Origin of the sequence: Bacteroides sp. 1_1_30, assembly GCF_020982715.1 — a bacterium.
In the GTDB taxonomy this organism is placed as follows: domain Bacteria; phylum Bacteroidota; class Bacteroidia; order Bacteroidales; family Bacteroidaceae; genus Bacteroides; species Bacteroides xylanisolvens.
Genome location: NZ_JAJKHN010000024.1, coordinates 33507 through 56256 on the forward strand (window position 1 = coordinate 33507; position 22750 = coordinate 56256).

At 40.6% G+C, this 22750-nt stretch carries 19 protein-coding genes; 3 read left to right on the forward strand and 16 right to left on the reverse strand.

Annotated elements, in window-relative coordinates; genetic code table 11:
- Positions 1-189 precede the first annotated feature (189 nt).
- The 9 genes from LPH68_RS09125 to LPH68_RS09165 all read right to left on the reverse strand — a co-directional run bounded on the left by LPH68_RS09125 (position 190) and on the right by LPH68_RS09165 (position 11664).
- Positions 190-1719 carry an STM4011 family radical SAM protein gene (locus LPH68_RS09125; RefSeq protein ID WP_230296916.1) on the reverse strand — a complete coding sequence of 510 codons (1530 nt, stop codon included), beginning with the start codon at positions 1717-1719 and terminating at the stop codon, positions 190-192.
- An 11-nt stretch (positions 1720-1730) separates the two neighbouring features.
- Positions 1731-3005 carry an STM4012 family radical SAM protein gene (locus LPH68_RS09130; RefSeq protein ID WP_151922923.1) on the reverse strand — a complete coding sequence of 425 codons (1275 nt, stop codon included), beginning with the start codon at positions 3003-3005 and terminating at the stop codon, positions 1731-1733.
- Positions 3002-3856, reverse strand: a complete 855-nt coding sequence (locus LPH68_RS09135; RefSeq protein ID WP_015532890.1) for an STM4013/SEN3800 family hydrolase — start codon at positions 3854-3856, stop codon at positions 3002-3004. Before LPH68_RS09135 ends, LPH68_RS09130 begins: the two co-directional genes overlap by 4 nt.
- Positions 3843-4853 (reverse strand): STM4014 family protein, encoded by a 1011-nt coding sequence (locus LPH68_RS09140; RefSeq protein ID WP_151922922.1) that lies wholly within the window; start codon positions 4851-4853, stop codon positions 3843-3845. Before LPH68_RS09140 ends, LPH68_RS09135 begins: the two co-directional genes overlap by 14 nt.
- A gap of 3 nt (positions 4854-4856) precedes the next feature.
- Positions 4857-5930, reverse strand: a complete 1074-nt coding sequence (locus tag LPH68_RS09145; RefSeq protein WP_151922921.1) for an STM4015 family protein — start codon at positions 5928-5930, stop codon at positions 4857-4859.
- Positions 5931-6144: 214 nt separating this feature from the next.
- Positions 6145-7278 (reverse strand): OmpA family protein, encoded by a 1134-nt coding sequence (locus tag LPH68_RS09150; RefSeq protein ID WP_192923068.1) that lies wholly within the window; start codon positions 7276-7278, stop codon positions 6145-6147.
- A 400-nt stretch (positions 7279-7678) separates the two neighbouring features.
- Positions 7679-9265 (reverse strand): ATP-binding protein, encoded by a 1587-nt coding sequence (locus LPH68_RS09155; RefSeq protein WP_087323149.1) that lies wholly within the window; start codon positions 9263-9265, stop codon positions 7679-7681.
- Between the two features lie 682 nt (positions 9266-9947).
- A complete protein-coding gene (locus tag LPH68_RS09160; protein ID WP_015532894.1) occupies positions 9948-11153 on the reverse strand; it encodes a carboxymuconolactone decarboxylase family protein in 1206 nt (401 codons plus the stop codon).
- Positions 11154-11268: 115 nt separating this feature from the next.
- Entirely contained in the window at positions 11269-11664 is a 396-nt protein-coding gene (locus tag LPH68_RS09165; RefSeq protein WP_151922920.1) for a putative quinol monooxygenase, read from the reverse strand.
- A 185-nt stretch (positions 11665-11849) separates the two neighbouring features.
- On the opposite strand from LPH68_RS09165, the gene LPH68_RS09170 reads away from it, so the two are divergent.
- Positions 11850-12761 (forward strand): AraC family transcriptional regulator, encoded by a 912-nt coding sequence (locus LPH68_RS09170; protein ID WP_151922919.1) that lies wholly within the window; start codon positions 11850-11852, stop codon positions 12759-12761.
- Between the two features lie 153 nt (positions 12762-12914).
- Here the strand turns inward: LPH68_RS09170 and LPH68_RS09175 are convergent, their stop codons facing one another.
- From LPH68_RS09175 to LPH68_RS09200, 6 genes are all read right to left on the reverse strand, one after another.
- Positions 12915-13490 (reverse strand): sugar O-acetyltransferase, encoded by a 576-nt coding sequence (locus LPH68_RS09175; RefSeq protein ID WP_004317709.1) that lies wholly within the window; start codon positions 13488-13490, stop codon positions 12915-12917.
- An 85-nt stretch (positions 13491-13575) separates the two neighbouring features.
- Entirely contained in the window at positions 13576-14502 is a 927-nt protein-coding gene (locus tag LPH68_RS09180; RefSeq protein ID WP_004317707.1) for an EamA family transporter, read from the reverse strand.
- Positions 14503-14572: 70 nt separating this feature from the next.
- A complete protein-coding gene (locus tag LPH68_RS09185; RefSeq protein WP_151922918.1) occupies positions 14573-15730 on the reverse strand; it encodes a MalY/PatB family protein in 1158 nt (385 codons plus the stop codon).
- Between the two features lie 3 nt (positions 15731-15733).
- A complete protein-coding gene (locus LPH68_RS09190) occupies positions 15734-16597 on the reverse strand; it encodes a DUF3737 family protein (protein WP_004317703.1) in 864 nt (287 codons plus the stop codon).
- Between the two features lie 55 nt (positions 16598-16652).
- The gene (locus LPH68_RS09195) at positions 16653-17684 is read right to left on the reverse strand and encodes an alpha/beta hydrolase (protein ID WP_004317701.1); all 1032 of its coding nucleotides are present in this window, start codon (positions 17682-17684) and stop codon (positions 16653-16655) included.
- A gap of 411 nt (positions 17685-18095) precedes the next feature.
- Positions 18096-18863, reverse strand: a complete 768-nt coding sequence (locus LPH68_RS09200) for a class I SAM-dependent methyltransferase (RefSeq protein ID WP_004317699.1) — start codon at positions 18861-18863, stop codon at positions 18096-18098.
- A 178-nt stretch (positions 18864-19041) separates the two neighbouring features.
- Here LPH68_RS09200 and LPH68_RS09205 point away from each other — a divergent pair, with 178 nt between their 5' ends.
- Positions 19042-20799, forward strand: a complete 1758-nt coding sequence (locus LPH68_RS09205) for a 1-deoxy-D-xylulose-5-phosphate synthase (RefSeq protein WP_004317697.1) — start codon at positions 19042-19044, stop codon at positions 20797-20799.
- Positions 20800-20968: 169 nt separating this feature from the next.
- Here the strand turns inward: LPH68_RS09205 and LPH68_RS09210 are convergent, their stop codons facing one another.
- A complete protein-coding gene (locus LPH68_RS09210; RefSeq protein ID WP_004317695.1) occupies positions 20969-21859 on the reverse strand; it encodes an AraC family transcriptional regulator in 891 nt (296 codons plus the stop codon).
- Between the two features lie 155 nt (positions 21860-22014).
- Between LPH68_RS09210 and LPH68_RS09215 the strand changes: the two genes are divergently transcribed.
- On the forward strand, positions 22015-22686 hold the full coding sequence (locus tag LPH68_RS09215) for a YitT family protein (protein ID WP_004317693.1): 672 nt from the start codon (positions 22015-22017) through the stop codon (positions 22684-22686).
- Positions 22687-22750: the final 64 nt, after the last annotated feature.

Here is a 22750-nt window from a genome sequence, read left to right on the forward strand (position 1 = left end):
TACACCATTCATCTTATCCAGCACTATAATTATCTATTATAGCACCCTCCGATGAGGATTTTTATGCCTGTCCCTATTTTCGGGCTGCAAATATGGGCTTTGTTTTTATAACTACCAAATTATAACTGATTTTTATTTTTGAATGGTACAATCAGGTATCAATGTGAAGCTTTTATTGCAGCCGCTTTTCTACTCCCGGAAGCGGAAGAAAGCAGCCAATCGGTCCGGATTCAGCGTATAGCGGGCACGTTCTTTTAAAAGTGGTTCGGCGTTCATCACTGCACAAGAATGAGACACCACTGACATCATCTCCCAATCCTTCAGTGAATTTCCGACAATCAACACTTGGTCAAGGGGAAAAGCTAAAGCCTTGCATATATGAAGCACTCCTTTCCGTTTGTCAACGTCCTTATGGATAACCGTAATAAGAGGTGGTTTATAAAACCCCTGATAAGGTTTCTCTTTTAAGCGAGAAAGAATATTTATTCTCTCTTCCTTATCATAAACCAGCATGCTGTACTTATAAACTTGGCCTTCATAGCTATGCGCCGTTATCTTTGCGGATTCTTCGTTTATGTCCAGTAGTAATTCAACCGGCATACACCGGCTCTGCCCGCCATATACCAGTAATCCACCGTCGGCAAACACCCCTCCTTCAAACAGGCTGAAAAGAGCCTTGCCTAACTTTCTCCGTGCCTGTTGCATAGATAAAGAAGTAGCAAGATATAAGGGAACAAATTGCGCTATGTACCGCAAAGCATGGGCATAACTTTCCGAAACCCTTCCCTGGGCATCGGTAAGTGTTCCATCCACATCAAAAAACACGGAAGTAATGAAAGGCTTATCCGGGATCCGCCAAAATGCACCTGCTCCCATTATTCGATGCAAAGGATGATTAGTCAAATTACTGAAAGCAATGTAACAGTCACAGACCTTCCGCCGACAAGGAAGCAAGGGGGCCAACATTTGATTCTGATAAAAATTTCCTATCTTCACCTGACTTCGGGGACAAGCAAAGATATCTCCTTTCCAATCAATAAAACAACTACTTCTCCCTCCCGAACAGATATCCCATTGAGCTGAAGCGTTTTTTAAATCATACTCAAAAAGGTTATCCAGTTGCGTAAAGAAACGAATATCTTCTACGCTCAACGGAGACTTCAAACCTTGCATAGCATTAATAAACAAATAAATATCCGGCAAAAGAGCATTTCGCAAATCGCTAAGTACACTTTTTGCCATCGGATTGCCTACGGCTCCGGCACAGACCTGTATTCCTGCATTATAAAGGGTATGAAGTCGCCGGACAAAGCTTTCTACTGAAGTCATTTCCGGATGAAAGCTGGCCCAAATCTTTATCTTACTTATCAATGTCGGTGTAGCCGAAAATTCGTCCAGCCATTCATCGGCAGAGAAAGAAAGATTAGTCTGACAGGAAATTCCGGCCACTTGTGGCAACGCCGCTAAATGAATGATCCCTTTCCGATAATAACGATGTATCAATGCTTCACCGTAAGGAATAATAAATAACTGCAACGGTCCTCCCTGCCATTGTTCAATAGCCGTAATAAAACGGTTCCACGCCTGTTCATCCTGCGTAGTAGCTGTCAGATGTGACTTTTTGCCGAAAGGACAATAAGAGCAGGTATAATTGCAGCTATTCAATTTACCGCGATAATAGATACGCTTGATGGAAAGTAAATCCCCCTCGTTTTTCATTTCCATTTCGTTCAATAAGAATAAGTTTCCATCAGCCCTCTTATTTCAGGAGTAATGAACAACTGACCAATATAATCAGAATATCCTATTCCTTCGGAAGTAAGACAAATGCGGTCATCTGTACTTTCTATCCATTGCCGTTCTGCCAGTTGCCGGAATAATGGAATATCATCCGGTGATTCGCCAAAACGACGCTCATATTCGGCTTTATCAAGCCCCATATAATACATCAGATTTTTAATGATGAAACGTTGCCTCCGTTCTTCTTGAGAGAGAATAAATCCATTGCGAGCTACTGTAAAATCAGTAGTGCCCATATAGTCATCTATCTCTTCGGCAATATAGCGCTGACAAACAGTATACCGGGTGGCATAATGCAAATTACCCAAGTAACTACGTCCGCCGGAACCACACGAAAGCATCACTTCATCTCCACAGGAAATTTCCGCATCAGTAGACGGATGATGAATAAAACGCCGCATCGAAGTTTGTAGAAAGCCTCTGTCTTTCAACAGATCACGGGCGGCACAATACATCCGGAAACAGACATCATCAGATTCCCGCTCCGTGATAGCTGTTCCCTGTCGCACATATAACGGATAGATAAAGAGTTCGTTAGGCTGAAACAGAAGAGCCTGCTCCAAAGAATAGAGAAAACTATCCACTGTTTGTCCTTTGATTCCGTAAATCAAGTCGATATTAAAAAAAGGAAATTCCATCTTCCGGATAGTTTCCAACGCCTGATTGATCATGTCTTGCCGGGGACGTCTTTTCAAAGCAGTTAACTCTTCGTTGAGAAAACTTTGTATACCGATACTTATACGAGCCACTCCTGCCTGTTTCAACCATGTCAAACGAGCAGGATCAGCATACTCCGGTGAGGTTTCTATGGAAGTAAAAGCATGTGAGGGATGCACTCCGAACAGGGCAGCCGTCTCCAATAAGTATTCCAGTTGGGAAACGGTGAGAAACAACGGTGTACCTCCTCCAATGGCGAAACTGTCAAATATCAGTCCGGTGGTGAGAGGTGACAATTGTTGTGCCTGCTTATGAAGGGTTTCCAAATAAGTTGCGATATAATCCGCACGATTGGTTTGTAGAGAAAACAGGTTACAATATCCACATTTATGACTACAAAAAGGAATATGAAAATAGAGTGATGCCTTCTGCCCTTCCACCTGTTCCAGATAAGGAAGCAGCGAAACCGGAGATGGAAAAGGACGATAGGCAGTTTTATGTGGATAGCTATACATATAGTCTACATATCGTGGTAGCGGTTGATTCATTGTTTCGTTAAAATAAAGTGTTTGTAAGGGACTGTATAAACCGTTTCGTGAGATATGCAATGGTATTCATACCCATCTTCACCATAACAAGTGCCATGATCGGAAAGAGCAATCACCAGCGTATTGCTCCGTTTCTGAAAAGCCTGAAACAAACGAGGTAACTGACTGTCAATATATTGCAGGGCAGCCGCATGTGATTCTTTATCATCTTTCATTTTACCCTCCACATAATGACAGTTCGGATAATGGATAGCAGAAAAATTGATATACATAAAGATCCGTTTGTCGTCCGGATAATTTTCTAGTTTTTTCAATGCAAAATCAATCTGTTTTTCAGTACTATCGGGTGCTGTGCATCCAAAGGTAGGCAGCCAATAACTTTTAGTAAAGTAACCGGGGAATACACGCCCCAGCTCATTACGCTTGCTAAAGAAGTTTACGCCACCTATACAAATCGTTTCATAGCCTGTATGGGCAAGACTCTGCACAAAAGTCGCTTCTGTAAATGGATAACTTCCTTTGGGCGGAATACGTCCTGTACCCGCTTGCACGGGGAAAAACAACCAGTTACGGCTACGCAACGAATGAGGTTCTGCCGGAGAAGGCAGAAATCCGGCAAAGATGGCAAAATGAGACGGGTAAGTGAAATTTCCCGGAGCATGTCTTTTCTCCCATTCTCCTCCATGGCTGTTCAGTACAGGCGTTCTTCCGGCCGCTTCTTCCTCTTTGCTGACATCATACCGCAAGGTGTCAAAGCAAAGCATCAATATATCATGAGTACCCACCACCTGATTCATATCCAGATCCGGATGACGGGTCTGTTCGCCAGCCGGCAGTTCATCTATTTGCATGGTTATATTTCTTTTTTATGTTTTTTATTTGTTGAGTATAAATAGAATTATGAACAAACATATCCTGATAAACATGGTCTCCTTGTCCGTTGACTTCTATTATATAAGGAATATCCGTCCCTCTTTCTATCAATACATCTACTCCTGCATAACGCAAATCCAAGGATTGCACAGCTTCCTGACATTGAAAATAGATTTGTTGTCGTACCTCTTCGGATAGAGACAATTCATTCCACCAATGCGCCTTGTTGTTCAGGTGTAAATTCGTTATGCTTCCTTTACTGCATCTCACAACGATATAATCTATTTCAGACTCCCGGCACACTACCCGAAGGTCGTAATTTTCTCCTTGCAATTGTGCTTTAGGAATCCATTCTTCGAGGATCGTTTCTGTTTGTATCACAGCTTCTGCCAACGGGATGATCTCTTTTTCCACGCTCAAACGATTGATTCGTTTGGTATTATGAATCACTCCGTCCACTTGCCGCAGCGTAGTATAGACTATCCACTTATTCCGGTTGGGCTGATAACGAATCGCCATAATGCCTCCCGCACCCGAACCATAACGGGGTTTTAAAAAGCATCCTCTACCACAATCGGCAAGAAGCTGCCGTAACTCATCGAAAGAGTGTGGAGACGGTAACATCGGAGTCACTTTCAGCCCTTTGTCCATCAAGACTTCTTTTGTTTCCTTTTTATCAAGAGCACGCAACAAAGCATCAGGAGTATTTAAAAAGCACACATCATCAGGCAGGCTCATCTCACTCAAACGTTGCAATGTCTCCTTATATGCCTGATTCAACAGTGCATATTTCAGGAAATCAGTTTCATCACTTACACAGGGTTCCAGTTTGATAACTGCCTGCCGCAATAGCGGCAAGCAGCTAAAAAGTTCCTCATAAGTCATAAAACAAACTTCTGTCTGCAAGTGCTTACCTGCTTCAACAAAGTATTCTATACGTTTGGATAAAGAGTTGCTGACAACGATTATCTGCATCTCCTATTCTGTAATCATCGGGTAATACCACAATTCACCATCATATTCATCCGCCTCTTCGGTTTCGGCAATGTCTATTTTCATAGGAAGGTTCTGCAACTGTTTCTTCATGTCCTTGCTCAAATAATTATAGCGCATATTGATAAACTTCAAGTGAGCGATTTTATCCATATTATCCAGTAACAACTGTGCACCTTCATCTTTCAGAGTACCGGCCGAAATATCCATAGTTTCAAGTTGAGGAAGAATATCCGATTCCAGGAACATTTCTACAATACTATCCTGTTCTTCAGAGTTAACAAGCCCCAGATAAGTCAGCTTCGGGAAACGCTCTTTGGAGAAAAGCGGACGGAAGATCTCAATGTCACCTTCAAATCCGTAATCTTCCACACCAACATATAGAATCAGTTTTTCCAGATTGGGAAAATCAGAAGCAAGAATGTCCTCTACCACTTCAGTAGGCAGACCACCACTAATTATTTCCAGCGACCGCAACTCCGGACGTGAAGTTCTTCCCAAGCGCAGGTTGTTTGTTCCTTTTATTTTCAGATCCTTCAATTTAGGCATACTATCGAGCAGCGGACTAAGATCGGCTTGTTCAATCCATGAGATCTCCTGTTCTTCCTGTTCAATATCACCCCAAAACAGGCCTTCTATCTGCGCAAACTTGTCCTTATTTTCAATGAGGCCTTGTAACAAAGCCGAACAGTCATCACCTTCATAATCCCAACAGCCAATCGTTATTTGCTTATATTCAGAGAGATGCTTGTCTTTCAATATCTTATCCAAAAGCTTCACATCGTTTTCATACTCATCATAACTCAATGTATATTTCTTAGCTTCCACTTTCATTCCACGTGCAGTTTCTTCGGCAGTTTCCACATAACCTTTCTTTGTCTTCTCTGCAATCAGTTTGTTGGCAGCCTTTTCAGCGTCTTCAGTAGTTGCGTAGTTTTTCACTTGTGTTTGTCCGTCAGTCCCCAGCTTACCATAATTTACAGTAACATCTGTTCCGACTACCTCTATACTCCAGAATTTCTGCGATTTAAAATCTTGAAAAACGAATACTCTCTTCATAATACAGTTTTTAATGGTTGATATTTGCACACTCAACACAGAACGCGCATGAACAATACTTGCAAAAATAGCTATTTTATGTAATGTACAAAGAAATCTGTTTACTAATCTTTCAGGATATTCAAAAATAAGCCGCTTATCTATAAAACCAGTACATACAACAAAGGCTGCCTTTTGGGCAGCCTTCTTTATTCTATTTATGTAATCTATCTGTTTAATCTTCAATCGTACATATACTTACACGGTTCCAATCCGGTTCGGTAAACATGTCACCTACTCCCTGACCTTCAGCAGTGATGCGGGATGCATTAATCTTGTATTTATTAACAAGGATAGTTTTTACAGCCTCTGCACGTGCAGCAGCGATTCTTGCGTTGACCTCCACACTACCTTCCGGAGAAGCGTATCCTTTAATAACTACTTTTGAATCAGGATATTTCTTCATATATGAAGCTACACGTTCCACATTAGGAAGTTGCGAAGCATCAACGGATGATTTACCTTGTCTGAAAGTAATGATAGATTCGGGTACACGGGCAGTTTTCACTACTGTCTCTACTGGAACAACCTTTGTACGGCAGGCTTCAAGTTCTTCTTGCAGTCCGTTGATGCGCTGGTTGGCGTTGCTGATCTGACCGTCTTTGTTGTTCACTTCCGAACGAAGCGCATTGATGGAAGAGTTCAATCCGTCAATTTCAGCTTGGTTGTACACTCTCACTTTTGCAAAATGATGTGTTCCGTTACTTGTCTTAAAGTGATATGTCAATCCGGCTGTCAATTCGAAACCTGCGTTATTGGCATTGAAACGGCTCTTTGTTTCGGGGTAAGTGCCTTGCATATCATACACAATGGCAGGTTTGATACCCAATGTCCATGCTTTGCTTTCGCCCAAGTTGAAGTTGAAATTCAATCCCAAACGGGTAGACCAAGTGTTCTGATCTCCATCACCATTCACATAATAATGTAACCAGCCCATTCCTGCAACGGCTTCCACTTCAAACAAGCGGGGTTCGCCTTTGTAACCAGCAAACAGGTTCATCAGGTTGACTTTACCCAATACGCTGACGTCGGAAGCATCGAAAGATGTTTTACTCGGAGTAGTATTAATGTATCCCATTCCTTGGAATCCCAAACCGAAGATAGGAGTTAATTGCTTGGAAACTCCCACTCCAAAAGCAGGACGCATACTTTTAAAGAAAGCACTGTGAGTAAGGGGAGTGATTGCACCGGCATTGACTTCCACAGACCAATTGTCTGTTACTTTTGTACCTTCTACAACTGATTGGGCATTTGCTGTAAGTCCACCCAATATCAAGGCTAATAAAATAATCGATTTTCTCATAATCATAAGTTTTATAATGTAATGTTTTATCTGCTAAATCATTAGAAATGCTTTATTTGTCCATATCTAACTTTCTAGTTCATTTTTTAATTCGTTATTCACTTTAAACAACATATCATATTAAAAATTAGTTCGCAAGCCTGGTAGCCAATTAACATCTATTGTGTTTTCGAGCAATCTAAAATATGAAAAATAGAACATCGACCGGGAGTTGTCAAAGGAAACATTAAAATCAACGTCTATATCGCATAGGGAACGGAGTAATGGAAGATATAAGCTATCGTTTCCTTCCTCGTCCTTCCAAAAAGATTTCTAAAAAAAACGCTCAAACGGATGCTGTTTTACCGTTTGGGCGTTACTTTTTGGGTTTGAAATTATATACTATACTTTTATTATCAATTCCCTACTATCCTTCTTCCTCTACTAACCATCGACTTAAATTACGTTCTTCCTTACTGAACTCTGCACCTATTTTCACTATATGGCAACCATTAGTAGTATAAGGTATGAGATAGCCGCGATTATCAATCTGCGCCAATGCTTCTTCTGCGGTACCGTTTAGCTTAAATTCGAAGACATAAACAGCATTTGCTGTTTTCACCACAGCGTCAGCACGTCCCAGGGCACTTTGCACTTCGGCGTTAATAAACTGCCCCAGTAGTTTAAAAACAAGATAGAATACCACTTGATAGTGACGCTCTGTCTTATCATTCAGTTCGTAGGGGAAATCGGCAAAAAACGCACGAAGACGGGTGAGGAAAGCCTCAACATCTCCTGCCCTTAGTTCTTTTACAAACTGTCCGATATAGAAGGGGGCTTTCGATTCATCCAACGAGGTATAAAACGGAGTGATAAAATTAAGAAAGCCATACTTCACCTCATCATTGGGGTAACCCAGCTTGTAGAGACGCAGTTCTGTATCATATCCTTTAATGGTCAGATAGCCGCTTTGATAAATCATCGGCACAGGGTTGTTTACGTCAGCACGGTCGTCGGTAAGAGAGGCGGCAGTTACTTCCAATCCGTCCAGTTCACGCAAATCATAATGGGTCTTCTTCAGCATTTCGGCTAGGAAAGTAGGTGTTCCGCTGGCAAACCAGTAATTCTCAAACATCCCGCTCCTAAGCACATTCAGTATGCTGAACGGGTTGTACATACCTTCCTTACGGACATAGTTGAAATGATATCCGTCATACATACGAGTAAGGTATGCCATACAGTCTTCTTTTGTCAAACCGTTCCTTTCTGCCAACCGTTCCAGTTCCGGGACGAAATTGGCTTCAATTTCCGGGCGGGTCATACCACAAAGGGCATTGTATTGCGGGTCGAAGCTGATATCGATCAGTTGGTTGAGAGTGCTGAATATACCCATTTGAGCAAATTTGGTCACTCCGGTGATAAAGACGAAGCGCAACCAGGGGTCTGCTGATTTCAGTACAGTATAAAAAGCGGTGAGCATTTCGCGGAACTTATCTTGTAATTCCGGATTATGCATGGAGCGAAGCAGCGGTTTGTCGTACTCGTCAATAAGAACAACTACGCCACGACCTGTTTGTCGATAAGCCTCTTTGATAACTTGCATGAAACGACCGGAATAACTCAAACCTTCCTCACTGGTTCCATAGACTTTTTCCCAACTACGAAGTTGCAATTCGAGTCCGTTTCTCAATCCTTCTATTTCAGAGTAATCCTCGGCATTAAGGTCAAGATGCAATACAGCGTGTTCGTTCCATTCTGTTTCGAGCTGTTCAATGGCAAGTCCTTCAAAAAGCTCTTTCTTTCCACAGAAATACGCTTCCAGCGTAGAAAGCAGCAGACTTTTGCCAAAACGACGCGGACGGCTAAGGAAATACGGATTGCCCGTTGAGGCAAGTTCGTAGACAAATGCTGTTTTGTCAACATACAAATAGCCGTCGCGACGAAGTCTCTCAAAACTTTGTATCCCGATAGGCAGATTGCGCCGAGGCCCTTTCAAACGGTCCATGATATCCATAACTTCTTCTCTTTATAAATGAAACCTTTGCAAAGATAACAAATCTTGCAGTGAATCGATCATCAAATATGAGGTTTTATTATCTCGTCCTGCAAAGTTTCCGACAGATAAAAACAGGTATTCAAAGTGCATTTCAAAACAAAGCTGATAGATAACATAGAGTAACAATAACAAGAATAGTGGAGAAACTATATTTTATAAAATTAAATTACCCAGTCAATATATCAATTATTATTATCACAACCACACAAGTTTCTATCCTTTAGAGAAAGGTTATACAAAAAAGATAACAACCTACCACATAAACATAAAGAGCGTTATTAATAAATACTGTGACCGTTTATTATAAACGTCCCCCCTGTTTATTATAAACTTTAAAACCTGAATTTGCAAAAATATATTCAATAATAGGTTACAAAAAAGGCTGCGAACTCTGTAAAGTTCGCAGCCTTTGGGCTATATCTGTTGCCTTATCCCCTAGTATAAGCTAAGGGAATGAGCTAAGTTCGTTGTAATATTATACTATTTTCCATCCATTTCATATCCATATTCCGTCTGTTTTTTCATTCAGTATTCATTCGTTTCATACTTTCCCGGACTACAAATATATAACATTAAAAAGCGTTTGTCAAGTCCCGGATAGATTTTAATCGTTATCTTTGGGGATGCATCAATGTCTTTATTACTTTTCCGGAATCACTTCGTTCAGACAGGCTATGGCATTGAGTGTGCGCGGATAACCAATAAATGGCAAGAGTTGCGTTACGACTGCCAGCAACGTATCTTTATTATTCCCTACGTTGGCATTTCCCTGTATGTGACTTTTTACCTGCGATTCACAGCCGCCTAAAGAAACAAGTATCGAGAATGTAATCAGTTCGCGGGTCTTTACATTCAGTCCGCTACGTGTCTGATAGTCGCCGAAACAGTTGGCGGAGAGGTAACGTTGGATGTGCTTCTGATTGTCGGGAGCGTTCTTATGCATCTGTTCTATCCGTTCACCAAATATGGATTTCTGCAATTCCAGTCCCTTATTGAAACGTGTTTCGGATGATACAACCGATTGTCCTTCCAAAGGAAGACGCACGCCACGGGCGAGCAATATATCATTGGTGATACCGATAAAATCTCTGACCTTAGCCATGCCCGCATAGGCTACTGACTGGTAAAGGATTTCTTTTATTTCTATCGGAGCAATGCCTTCATTAAGTGCGCTTTCGAGTGTGATGCGGTATTCGGCCTGCGCTTGTGAAGCAATATTGGATGCCAATGTTACCATAAGACGGGTTTTAATGTCCAGTGCACCGTATTCTTGCACTTCTTTTGTAAAATTACTAAATATATCGTCCAATTCAGGATCGGTAGCTTGCAGTCCGATTGCTACGTTACCTTTCGTTGCTTCGGCATACTGTTGGTCATCCACTCGTTCCAACCATGTATTCTGGTTGGTCTGCGGATTGCATCCGATAGCCAGATGTGAGAACCAACTATCGGGAGCGGCGCCATGCCAATGTTCGATGTTCGGAGCAATTTCAACCACATCACCGGGAAGTAAACGGCGCGCCGCTTTACCACGTTCCTGATAATATCCCACACCGCCGACGGCAATCAGGAGTTGTCCACCCGTATGGCTGTGCCAATTATTCCGGCAGCCAGGCTCAAAAGTAACGTTGGACATGGGTACATTCAAGTCTTTGTTACCAGTCAGCGGTGCCAGCCAAGATCTACCCGTGAAATATTGTTCGAATCCTGTATTCGCTTTTCCTACCGGAAATGCGCTGATGTTTTGAGGTACTTCTTCTTTTTTCATATTCTGTGCATTTATAGATTGCATCGGGATTTGCATCATTCCGATGGCTGTTACAATAATAAAAAACAATTTTCTCATATAACTACGTATGGTTTATTATTTATGAACTCTCTGATAATGCAAAGTTAGCTATTCTGTTCCAACTCTTTATGATACAAATTACGGATATAGAAACCAATATTACTGATTCAATTTACTTAATCTTCAGCCCGGGAATGAGTGGAGTGGTATCTACCAGTTCGAGCGACTGCACCATATCAAGCGTTTCTTTTTTATATTTCTGAAAATGAGGCGTAGCAATATGGCTTTTATAAGCTGCTTCATCAACATAAATTTCAAGAATTGTCACATGGTGGGGACGTTCTTTCTCCGCTACGGCATAGAGTACCAGCACACCTGGTTCTAATCGCATTGAGGCTTCGATTTCTTCCTTCAGATAAGCATTATATTCTTCCAGTCGTGCCGAATCGACTGTTATGCGAGACAACCGTACTTTATTATTTTCGGTGGCAAGCCGCTCAACCGGTTTAATGATGCTGGCCGAAATAGCGGCAGCAAACAATAGAAAAGCAATCAGTAACTTTTTCATCTTGATAACTTATGATAGTTCGAATTTCAGTATTAAATTACCGATAACAAAGTTACTGGGAATCATCCACCCCGAATGTAGACGATTTACGGATATTTATACCCCAATCATGGATTTTGAAGATGGAGAACTAATTTTATGGATAAAAGAATTATATTTGTAACCTACTAAAAGCAGACAACGCTATGGAAGAGAATTATAAAGACGAAATGATTGTAATAGATAACGTGAATCGTTATAACGAAATATTCGGACTTGAAACCAAACATCCGTTGGTCAGCATCATCGATCTCACCAAGTCCACCACATGGCCTACACGCGCATGGTTTCGCTATGAAGTGTATGCGCTATTCTTGAAGAATGTAAAATGCGGTGATATTAAATACGGTCGTCAATATTATGACTATCAAGACGGAACCATTGTCTGTTTTGGCCCCGGGCAAATTACTGATTTGGAATTAATCCAAAACATTCAGCCCAATGCGCACGGCCTCCTATTCCATCCCGACCTCATACGAGGCACCAGCCTCGGACAAGAAATAAAAAACTACTCATTCTTCTCTTACGAAACCAATGAAGCACTCCATCTTTCTGAAGAAGAGCGACAGATAGTAATGGATTGCCTGCAAAAAATAGTAATCGAACTAAACCATGCTATCGACAGACACAGTCGCCGCCTCATCTGTACCAATATCAGATTGCTGCTTGATTACTGTATGCGCTTTTACGAACGGCAGTTTGAAACCCGAAACAAAGTTAACAATGATATTATCGTCCGCTTCGAACATCTGCTCAATGAATATTTTGAAGGAGATGCTCCGCAACATTTAGGATTGCCATCGGTCAAATACTTTGCCGACAAAGTATTTCTTTCTCCCAACTACTTTGGCGATATGATTCGTAAGCAAACTGGTAAAACCGTCTCCGAATATATTCAGGATAAAATGATTGAACTGGCAAAAGAACAACTCTTGTCTTCAGATAAAACAACGAGTCAGATTGCCTACGAAATCGGATTCCAGTATCCACAACATCTTAGCCGAATGTTTAAACGAATTGTCGGGATGACTCCTAATAAATTCCGCACGCAAACCTGACATTTTAAATACAGATAGCGTCATTATTAGATCAACACATTTCTCCCTAATACTCCCCGTTCTGGTATTTTTTACGTTATGAACGGGAAGTGCTTAACATAGCATTACAAGTGACTTTTTTACTGACGAGATAATACGAATATTAAAGAAGCGTCAATCCTCTATCTGTTTAAGGATTCTACACGGATTGCCAACCGCCAGCACATTGGCCGGAATAGACTTTGTGACAACGCTCCCTGCCCCAATAGTTGTATTATCGCCAATAGTTACTCCCGGAAGAATGATGCATCCTCCACCAATCCACACATTATTGCCAATAATCACCGGAGCTGTCTGTGACTTCCAAAAAGTACTGTTTTCAGAGGTTCTTTCCAATGCCTTTGTAGAATGAAAAACAGTATAAATATGTACTCCCGGCCCAATCCCCGAATTATCACCGATAACAATCTTGTTACAATCAAGAAAAACGCAATTCATATTAATCTCTACATTCTTCCCGATATAAATATTCTCACCATAGTCCACAAAGAAAGGAGCACTAATCCAGACATTATCCCCCCTTGAACCGATTAATTCATCTAATAAATCAGAAATTTTACCTGCATCAGTAGTGAGAGTATTATTATACTCCTGTTGAAGCTGCTTTGCTTTATGCCATCTGGTCAGTAACTCATTATCAGCACAATCATAAACTTCTCCCGCCAACATTTTTTCTTTTTCTGTTTTCATTTCTCAAATTATTGGTTTATTCATCCTGATACAAATATAAGGAATTATATTATCGAAATGATATAAGATGTACATCGTTTTCTATTTATTGCGCTTTACGCTTCCGACTTATCAACATCACTCCCAACAGAATAACCAGCAAACCGGAAACCTGAATAAAAGTAACCTGTTCGTTTCCTAAAAAGACTCCTAAAAGAACAGCAATAAAAGGATTGACATAAGCATGTGTCCCTACCTCCGCAGCCGGACGCACTTTCAACAGCCAAACGTATGCCGAATATGCCAGTAAAGAACCGAAAGAGACTAAATAAAGCAGGGAGAGCCAGCTTGTAACCGAGACTTCACGCAAATCGGCCTCCCGGACATCTCCATTGATAACAGCACAAAGCCAAAACATTCCACTGGCAAAAAGCATCTGCCAGGCAGAACCGGCAAAAGCATTCACTTTTTCTTCACGAGAAGAACGATATTTGGCATATAGCGTTCCCAAAGCCCAGGATATGCACCCGAAAATAAGGAGCAGAATACCACGCTCACTATACGAATGTAACCATCTGACATTGAGTTGCTCTGCATAAAGCATCACTACCCCTCCGAAACCAATCAAACCTCCCATTATAGTAAGTGGATTACGGAAATTAGTACGCCACATCGGGACATCCAACAGCAAAATCCAAAGAGCCGTGGAAGAAGCGATAATGGCTACAAGGCTACTGGTCAGATAACGTTGCGCCAACATAACGACAGCCATATCTACAAACAACAATACAATGCCACTAACGGCGGAACGTTTTACCAAGCTTTTCTTTATAATTTGTTCTCCCCGCAAATAACAGATTCCCAGAAGTATAATCCCGGCAGCCGTAAACCGGAGTGCTCCGAGAAGGAAAGGCGAAAAGTCTTTCAAGGCCACACCGATAAAAAAATAGGTGGAGCCCCAGACTACATAAATGAGAAAATAGGCAACAACAATACCTACCGTATTCCCTTTCGAACAATTCAGACTTTCCATATTACTTCTTTTCATTCGTATTTACGGGGAGTGAGAAGGGGGATTTCTCAATAAACTGACAATTATTTTATTATTTCAAAGCCCGCTTCAATCTGTTTAATCCATCTATCAACCGCTGTCGCGGACAGGCAATATTGATACGGATAAATCCTTCACCAGCCTCTCCATACAAGCTGCCTTCGTTCACCCAAAGTTTTTCTTTCTTCAACAAGTCTTTGACTATTTCCTCTGACGCCTGATGCAGAACCGAACAATCTACCCAAACTAAATACGTACCTTCCAACATCATTACAGGAAATTCCGGAAGATAGGTCTCGAAATAACCTTTTAAATAGATGTAATTCGCAAACAAATAGATTTTAAGTTCTTCCAGCCATTCTTCACCCTCATTATAAGCAGCTATCAACGCCTCCACTCCAAAAGGATTCACATCACAGACTTCATTCATATTAATCGCTTTATTTATCCGCACCCGCACATCGGCATCTGCAGAAATGATATTGGCTATCTGAAGTCCTGCCAAATTAAAGGCTTTGCTAGGCGAAACAAAAGTGACCGAGTTCAGTAGGAATTCTTCTGATATAGAAGCAAAAGGAGTATATTCATGCCCCAGAAATACCAATTCACAATGAATTTCATCCGCAACCACAAACACATTATTTCGAAGACAAATCTCACCTATCCGCCTTAATTCTTGCTTGCTCCACACTCTTCCGGCAGGATTGTGCGGATTGCATAACAACAGAAGTTTGACCTTCGGGTCTAAAGTTTTCCGCTCCAAATCATCTAAGTCAATCTGATAGCCCCTGTTTCTATATACCAAAGGATTGGCAATCATCTCGCATCCGTTATTACGGATAGAGGAGAAAAAACAGTTATATACAGGTGTCTGCACCATTACTTTATCTCCGGGCAGTGTCAATGCTTTAATAACAGCAGATATTGCCGGCACAACACCGGTGGTGTAAATAATCCACTCTTTTTCCATCCGCCAGGCATACCGTCGAGCAAACCAATTTACAACAGCCTCGTAGTATGCATCAGGTACACGTACATAACCGAAAATCCCATGTTCCACCCGTTTCTTCAATGCCTCCACGACAGGGGGAGCCGTACGGAAATCCATATCAGCTACCCACATCGGCAATACATCCGCATCTTCAGCCGAATCCCATTTATAAGAATTCGTTCCTCTGCGTGGAATAATTTCATCGAAATTATACTTCATATTTCAATTAAAACAGGTTAGATCGTCCCAAAGTTTCAATTCGCAATTTCCCGGCACTTTAAGGTTTTCGTCCAAAATGATTGCTCCGAAACTTTCGGCAACAATACTTCCCGTACGAGGATTTTTTACGCTATGAACGGGACTTTTAATCGTTGCCTTCACACTACTGTTTTCAAAAGCAAGGTCAGCATCTTCCGCCATCGTACAATTTTCCATCACCAGATCATGTGCGTAGCAAAGCGGTTGAGTCCCCGAAATCTTGCAATTTACCAAACGTAAGTTTTTAGAATGCCATCCCAGATATTCTCCGTTCAGCTCGGAATCATAGACTGTCACATTTTCCGTATTCCAGAAAGCATCTTTGGAGTTGATAACTGCATTACGGATTTCTACATTCTTGCAATATTGGAACGAATAGTTCCCGTTTTGGGCATAGTTTTGTATCTTAATATTCTCACTGTGTATAAAAAGGTAATCCGCTTTATCAATCTGTACGTTCTTCAGATCTATATTACGACAATACCAAAACGTTTCCAAAGCATTAGGCAACTGTACGTTTTCGAGTTTTATTCCGTCCATTTCACGGAACATCTTCGGTGCTTCTACCAAGGTATCTGCCATTTGCAGACTTTGAGAGTACCATAGAGCAGCACGGGCTCCCTCTGTAAAGAGACAGTTTTTCACAATGAATCCGTTGGTATGCCAAAAAGGATATTTTCCTTCAAAGCGACAGTTGATTGCTATAATATTACTACATTCTTTCAACGCAGATTCACCGGCGTGAATTGTTACATCTTCCAGTTGAAGGTCGTGGGTCGCGAACAGAGGACGTTCGCCTCCATATTCTTTATTTCTTATTTGTTCCATTAGTTTATTCTTTAATCTGTTATTTCAAAAGTTACATTTACACTTCCTGTTATCACTATTTCTTCAGATACTCCTTGAAGAAAGATTCCAGCTTGTCAAATGGTATAAGGCTTACACGGTCGTAAAGGTCTACGTGTCCGGCGCCGGGTACTATATACAGTTCTTTAGGTTCGGCGGCCAATCGGTAAGCGTCTTCACTAAATTCACGTGAGTGGGCATTTTCACCGGTGATGAAAAACATAGGGCGGGGTGAAATAGTCTCAATATCTTCGAAAGGATAGAAATTCATAAATTTCACATTGCTTGAAAGTGTAGGATGAGTGGTGGTCATAGGAGTTGCTCCGTCGGGGGTAAATTCTCCTCTTTGTGTACGGTAGAACTCATAGAACTCCCGTTCAATCGGACTGGACTTTTCTGTCAGTTGATGTACGGTGCCACCTGTATATTGAGTTTCTCCACCTAAAAATTCAGCATAACGCTGTTCTGCCGCTTCAGCCATTATTTGCTTTCTCTGTTCCAATGTCAATGAGTGTTTTAACCCGTTACGGCTAGCCGTACCCATATTGTACATACTGATTGTCGCAATGGCTTTAAGGCGAGGGTCTATTTTCGCTGCACTGATAGCAAAACTTCCACTACCGCAAATACCGATTACTCCAATCAGATTCCGGTCAACAAATGGACGGGTACCTAAAAAATCAACTGCGGCACTAAAGTCTTCCGCATAAACTTCCGGCAGAACAGCATTACGCGGTTCGCCTTCACTCTCACCCCAAAAAGACAGGTCTATGGAGAGTGTTACAAAACCCCGTTCGGCCATTTTCGTTGCGTAAAGATTCGCGCTCTGTTCCTTGACAGCTCCCATTGGATGTCCGACAATGATTGCAGGGTATTTGTCCCCTTCTTTCATATTCTTAGGCAGAAACAAATTTCCGGCTACCTTCATTTTATACTGGTTGGAAAAAGAAACTTTCTCCACACTTACCAAATCACTTTTATAAAAGTTATCTGCATCTGTCTGTGCAGAAGAAAAACTAGTTCCAAGCATCATCATAAATACAGTTGTTAATAATAAAATCCGTTTCATATCTCTTGTGTTTTAATAATTAAAGAATTGATTATCTATTTTCTACGTTGCAAAAATAGGGTGAAATAAAGAGACTGTATGTAGATGAATTACTGACATTATTACCCGAATTACAGATTCTATTTTTTATCAATCTGCTATAATATCTATTCTAACCTATTTAAGGAAATGAAGTAAGTATCAAAACCAAGGAAGCCAAAGTCAGACTTCCTACTTTAGCGAACGCCAAATTTATTACGAGAAGTAACTAAAGAATCATTAAACAAAATGAGAAAAGTCGAAACTGAAAAAGAATTCTGATGAGTACTTCCAGTTCAAAAGGATAAAGACAGCCCCAAAAGGCCTTTAGGCAACCACGCTACCATACTGATTGCCGACAAATTACATTTTCACTTATTTATTAATAAAATCTCAATACACTAAATCACATTGACAAATAAATATCTGTTTTGCCGAATTATCGTCAAATGCCTCTTCTTCAAATCCGCCATACTTATGATTAATATGAAAACCATTCCATTCCAAATATGAATCTAACTCTTGAGGGAAGAACATTCTCATATCCAGATTTTGAATAGAGTTGAACTTGCCATTGATAAAATAATGCCATTCGATACGGTTAATCTGAGTTTTATTTTCATATCGCATAGTCTGCTTTATCAATACTTCTCTACCGTCATCGGTTGTATATGCAGCAATTTCTTTCTGCTCTTTTCCACCTTCAACTATATATTGGATATTCGGATTAAAACAATCAAACAGAAATAAGCCACCGTCTTTGAGGTGATTCTTAACGACATTAAATACCTTAAATAAATCTTCATTCTTATATAAATGATGAATTGAATTAAACGGAATAAAGATAAAGTCGTATTTTTCCGGCAAATTCAAAGTTCTGATATCTGCCTCGATAAAACTTATTTCTAATCCTGCTTCGGAAGCTTTAATTTTTGCCTGGGCAAGCATTGAAGGGGTATAATCAATCCCAGTAATATCATATCCTTCCTTTGCAATGGGCAGAGTGAGCCTGCCCGTACCACAACAAAGTTCAAGTATCCGGGCATCCTTGTTTTCCGGCAGCCATCGCTTATAAAAGTACCAATCATCTAGATTAGTATTCATCGCATCATAAATATTTGCATCATAAATTAAATCGCCCACTTTATAATCACTATTCATATATGTTGTCCTCCAATATATATTATCTACTATTTTTATGTTTATCGTCAGTCCTATTTTCCAAGGTCGGTAATATAGGTAAAATAATCCGTAATCTATATACAAACCGAATCTAAAATCAGCAGTATCTTTGCAGTGTGATAAAGATAATAGGTATAAACGTAAAAAACAAATTGATATGTATTTAGAAAATATTTACTCTCCTGCAGACGTAAAGAAGTTATCGTTTAAAGAACTCAATGATTTAAGTAATGAAATCCGTGCATCACTCCTGCAAAAGTTGAGTGAACACGGCGGGCATTTCGGCCCTAATTTCGGAATGGTGGAAGCGACTATCGCTTTACATTATGTATTCAACTCACCAGAAGACAAGATTGTTTTTGATGTATCGCATCAGAGTTATGTACATAAGATGCTGACCGGACGGAAAGATGCTTTTCTCTATCCGGCAGAGTATGACAACGTATCCGGTTATTCCGAACCACAAGAAAGTAAGCATGATTTTTTTGTTATCGGTCATACTTCCACTTCCGTCAGCCTGGCTAGCGGATTGGCAAAAGGACGCGACCTGATCGGTGGCAATGAGAATATCATAGCTGTGATAGGCGACGGTTCCTTAAGTGGCGGCGAAGCATTTGAAGGATTGGACTATATGGCGGAGCTTGGTACAAACATGATTATTATTGTCAATGACAATCAGATGTCTATTGCCGAAAATCACGGTGGACTATATAAGAACCTGAAAGAATTGCGTGACAGTAACGGTCAGTGCGAATGTAACTTCTTCAAGGCGATGGGACTGGACTATATATATGTAAATGACGGTAACGATGTACAGGCGTTGATTGAAGCATTCTCCAAAGTGAAAGATATTCAGCATCCGATAGTAGTGCATATTAATACCTTAAAAGGTAAAGGTTATGCACATGCCGAACAAGATAAAGAGACTTATCACTGGCGCACTCCATTCAATCCGGAAACCGGAGAAGCAAAAGTCAGTTATGAGGAAGAAGATTACAGCGAAGTAACCGCTCAATATCTGCTGAAAAAGATGAAAGAAGATTCTCGTGTGGTGACAATCACTTCGGGTACTCCTGCCGTTCTCGGATTCACTCCGGACCGCCGCAAGGAAGCTGGCAAACAGTTTGTAGATGTCGGTATTGCAGAAGAACACGCAGTAGCTCTTGCTTCGGGTATCGCAGCCAATGGCGGAAAACCTGTTTACGGAGTGTATAGTACATTTATCCAACGTTCATACGATCAACTTTCGCAAGACCTCTGTATCAATAATAACCCGGCTGTTTTGTTGGTATTCTGGGGAACACTGTCCGGAATGAATGATGTAACTCACCTCTGCTTCTTCGATATTCCGCTCATCAGCAATATTCCTAATATGGTTTATCTGGCACCGACTTGCAAAGAGGAATATCTTGCTATGCTAGAATGGAGTATCCGCCAAAATGAACACCCGGTTGCTATCCGTGTGCCGGCAACAGATGTAATTACTTGTGGGGAACCGGTGGAGACTGATTATAGTGTTCTCAATCGCTATAAAGTGACGCATCGTGGATCGAAAGTAGCCATTCTTGCTTTAGGTTCGTTCTATGGATTGGGACAGTCGGTTGCATCACTTCTGAAAGAAAAAGCCAATATTGATGCAACACTCATCAATCCACGTTACATCACCGGTGTAGACAACGAACTGATGGATGAACTGAAAGCAGATCACGAATTAGTGATTACGTTGGAAGACGGTGTATTGGATGGCGGTTTCGGTGAAAAGATTGCCCGTTATTATGGTGCTACAAACATGAAAGTTCTGAACTTTGGAGCTAAAAAAGAATTTGTTGACCGATATGATATACAGGAGTTTCTCCGTGCCAATCATCTGACGGATGAACAGATTGTAGAAGATATCACAGCAGTGATCGGTTAAAATCAAATCCATTCACTATATATTCAGGTAGGTTGATGTATACGGTCTTTAAGGACAGTTGCATCAACCTACTTCCATTTTCATTCAAATCAGTCAACTTATTATTTAAATTCATTATATTCCCTATTCAGTTCAGTAATTCCCCATTCAGTTCAGCAATCCTTTCCGTTCAAATCAATAATCCTTTCCGATAATTCAACGGAGTCTGTCCCGCATTTCTTTTAAAGAACTTACAAAAACCGGCTGCATCACTAAACCCCAGTTTAGTAGCAATCTCGCCAACCGTAAATTTGGTAGAAGTCAATAAAGTACGCGCTTCCATTACTAACAATTCATTAATAAGGCTATTGATAGTCTTACCTGTTCCAAGACGTACAATGCGTGCCAGGTACTGTTCACTAATAGCCAGTTTATCCGCATAAAAGCTCACGAAATGTTCTTCCCTGAAATTACGGGTAACGAGTGCATGAAATTCTTGCAGAACGTGGTCTTTACGACTGATCTCCTTTTTGATAACGGTCTTTCGGGAAAGAAAATCTGCTATATCCAAAAACAGAGAATTGCACGCTGCCTGTATACGCCGGAAAAGGAAATGATGTTCAATATTCATCAGATGCATCAATACTTCCAGCTCCTTATGGATGATTTGAGCTTCATACTCTGTCAACTGAATCGTATATTGCTTATTCCGCCTCATGGTTGCCAACAGGATTGCCGTGATTTGTGTCAGATATGAATCGTCCGTCCGCATAGATTCAGAAAGGGCGAGAGTGATAAATTTAATATCCCGACTTGAATAAAGATGTTCCGTGAGATAATTTGCTCCATGAATAAGTAACATATTCGGTTCTATCGCAATAAACTCTCCATTCAGTAGAATTTCCGAACGGCCTTCAAGAACGAATATCATATAAAGCTCCCGATTGAAATAACATTCATTTGCCGGATAACTTCTGTCTTTATATTCACTCCGGAAACAGACTACCTCCTCTTTATAATGAGGAAGTTCAGGATGCTCCTTCAATAGTTGTGTATTATCAAATATACGAGATTTTACCATTTACACCTTTATTTTATGACGTAAAAATACGATTTGTTTCGGATATGACAAAAACTGTATGGAATTAGATAATCTATTTCAGAGTAAAAAACAGGACCTTTGCATATCCTTTTCAATACATGAGAAAGGAATCAATAGAAAGAGGTTAAAAAGACATGGAAATGAAAGAGATTTTTAAGAGGTATTTAGTGTTTGTTATCGGACTCTATTTTTTAGCGGCAGGTATCGTGTTGATTATACGCTCGACATTGGGAACTACTCCCATATCGAGCATCAATTATGTATTAAGCCTGAATAGTCCTTTATCGTTGGGTACTTGCACATTTATCATCAACATGGTGCTTATCCTGGGACAGTTCTGGTTAATCCGAAAGAATAGAACCCGACAGGATCTTATTGAAATTCTTCTTCAACTACCGTTCTCTTTTATCTTTTCGGCATTCATCGATTTCAATATGATGCTGACAAGCGAACTGCATCCCGCTAATTATGGTATGTCGATTGCTTTATTACTTACAGGATGCATGGTACAGTCTATCGGAGTAGTGCTTGAACTGAAACCAAGAGTAGCCATGATGAGTGCAGAAGCATTTGTGAAATATGCATCCCGCCATTATAACAAGGAATTTGGAAAGTTCAAAGTTTATTTTGATATTACTTTAGTTACATTAGCCGTGATTCTCTCGCTCCTGCTGACTCAAGGTATTCAGGGAGTACGAGAAGGATCACTCATTGCCGCTTGTATAACGGGGTATATCGTCAGCTTCCTGAATCAGAAGATAATGACTAGAAAAACCCTCCATAGATTACTGCCGGTCTGGAAGTAAGCCCTATATCTATTTAAAATAAACGCCTTATGAAAGGAGTCATATAAAAAGGTCAATATAAGAA

Excerpts from the sequence above, each read along its gene's own strand:
- LPH68_RS09170 (WP_151922919.1), top strand. The coding sequence starts at position 11,850 with ATGGAAGAGAATTATAAAGACGAAATGATTGTAATAGATAACGTGAAT.
- LPH68_RS09140 (WP_151922922.1), bottom strand. The coding sequence starts at position 4,853 with ATGCAGATAATCGTTGTCAGCAACTCTTTATCCAAACGTATAGAATAC.
- LPH68_RS09165 (WP_151922920.1), bottom strand. The coding sequence starts at position 11,664 with ATGAAAAAGTTACTGATTGCTTTTCTATTGTTTGCTGCCGCTATTTCG.
- LPH68_RS09195 (WP_004317701.1), bottom strand. The coding sequence starts at position 17,684 with ATGAAACGGATTTTATTATTAACAACTGTATTTATGATGATGCTTGGA.
- LPH68_RS09185 (WP_151922918.1), bottom strand. The coding sequence starts at position 15,730 with ATGAAGTATAATTTCGATGAAATTATTCCACGCAGAGGAACGAATTCT.
- LPH68_RS09200 (WP_004317699.1), bottom strand. The coding sequence starts at position 18,863 with ATGAATAGTGATTATAAAGTGGGCGATTTAATTTATGATGCAAATATT.
- LPH68_RS09175 (WP_004317709.1), bottom strand. The coding sequence starts at position 13,490 with ATGAAAACAGAAAAAGAAAAAATGTTGGCGGGAGAAGTTTATGATTGT.
- LPH68_RS09145 (WP_151922921.1), bottom strand. The coding sequence starts at position 5,930 with ATGAAGAGAGTATTCGTTTTTCAAGATTTTAAATCGCAGAAATTCTGG.
- LPH68_RS09190 (WP_004317703.1), bottom strand. The coding sequence starts at position 16,597 with ATGGAACAAATAAGAAATAAAGAATATGGAGGCGAACGTCCTCTGTTC.
- LPH68_RS09150 (WP_192923068.1), bottom strand. The coding sequence starts at position 7,278 with ATGATTATGAGAAAATCGATTATTTTATTAGCCTTGATATTGGGTGGA.
- LPH68_RS09215 (WP_004317693.1), top strand. The coding sequence starts at position 22,015 with ATGGAAATGAAAGAGATTTTTAAGAGGTATTTAGTGTTTGTTATCGGA.
- LPH68_RS09210 (WP_004317695.1), bottom strand. The coding sequence starts at position 21,859 with ATGGTAAAATCTCGTATATTTGATAATACACAACTATTGAAGGAGCAT.
- LPH68_RS09130 (WP_151922923.1), bottom strand. The coding sequence starts at position 3,005 with ATGAATCAACCGCTACCACGATATGTAGACTATATGTATAGCTATCCA.
- LPH68_RS09205 (WP_004317697.1), top strand. The coding sequence starts at position 19,042 with ATGTATTTAGAAAATATTTACTCTCCTGCAGACGTAAAGAAGTTATCG.
- LPH68_RS09160 (WP_015532894.1), bottom strand. The coding sequence starts at position 11,153 with ATGAGAAAATTGTTTTTTATTATTGTAACAGCCATCGGAATGATGCAA.
- LPH68_RS09135 (WP_015532890.1), bottom strand. The coding sequence starts at position 3,856 with ATGCAAATAGATGAACTGCCGGCTGGCGAACAGACCCGTCATCCGGAT.
- LPH68_RS09155 (WP_087323149.1), bottom strand. The coding sequence starts at position 9,265 with ATGGATATCATGGACCGTTTGAAAGGGCCTCGGCGCAATCTGCCTATC.
- LPH68_RS09180 (WP_004317707.1), bottom strand. The coding sequence starts at position 14,502 with ATGGAAAGTCTGAATTGTTCGAAAGGGAATACGGTAGGTATTGTTGTT.
- LPH68_RS09125 (WP_230296916.1), bottom strand. The coding sequence starts at position 1,719 with ATGAAAAACGAGGGGGATTTACTTTCCATCAAGCGTATCTATTATCGC.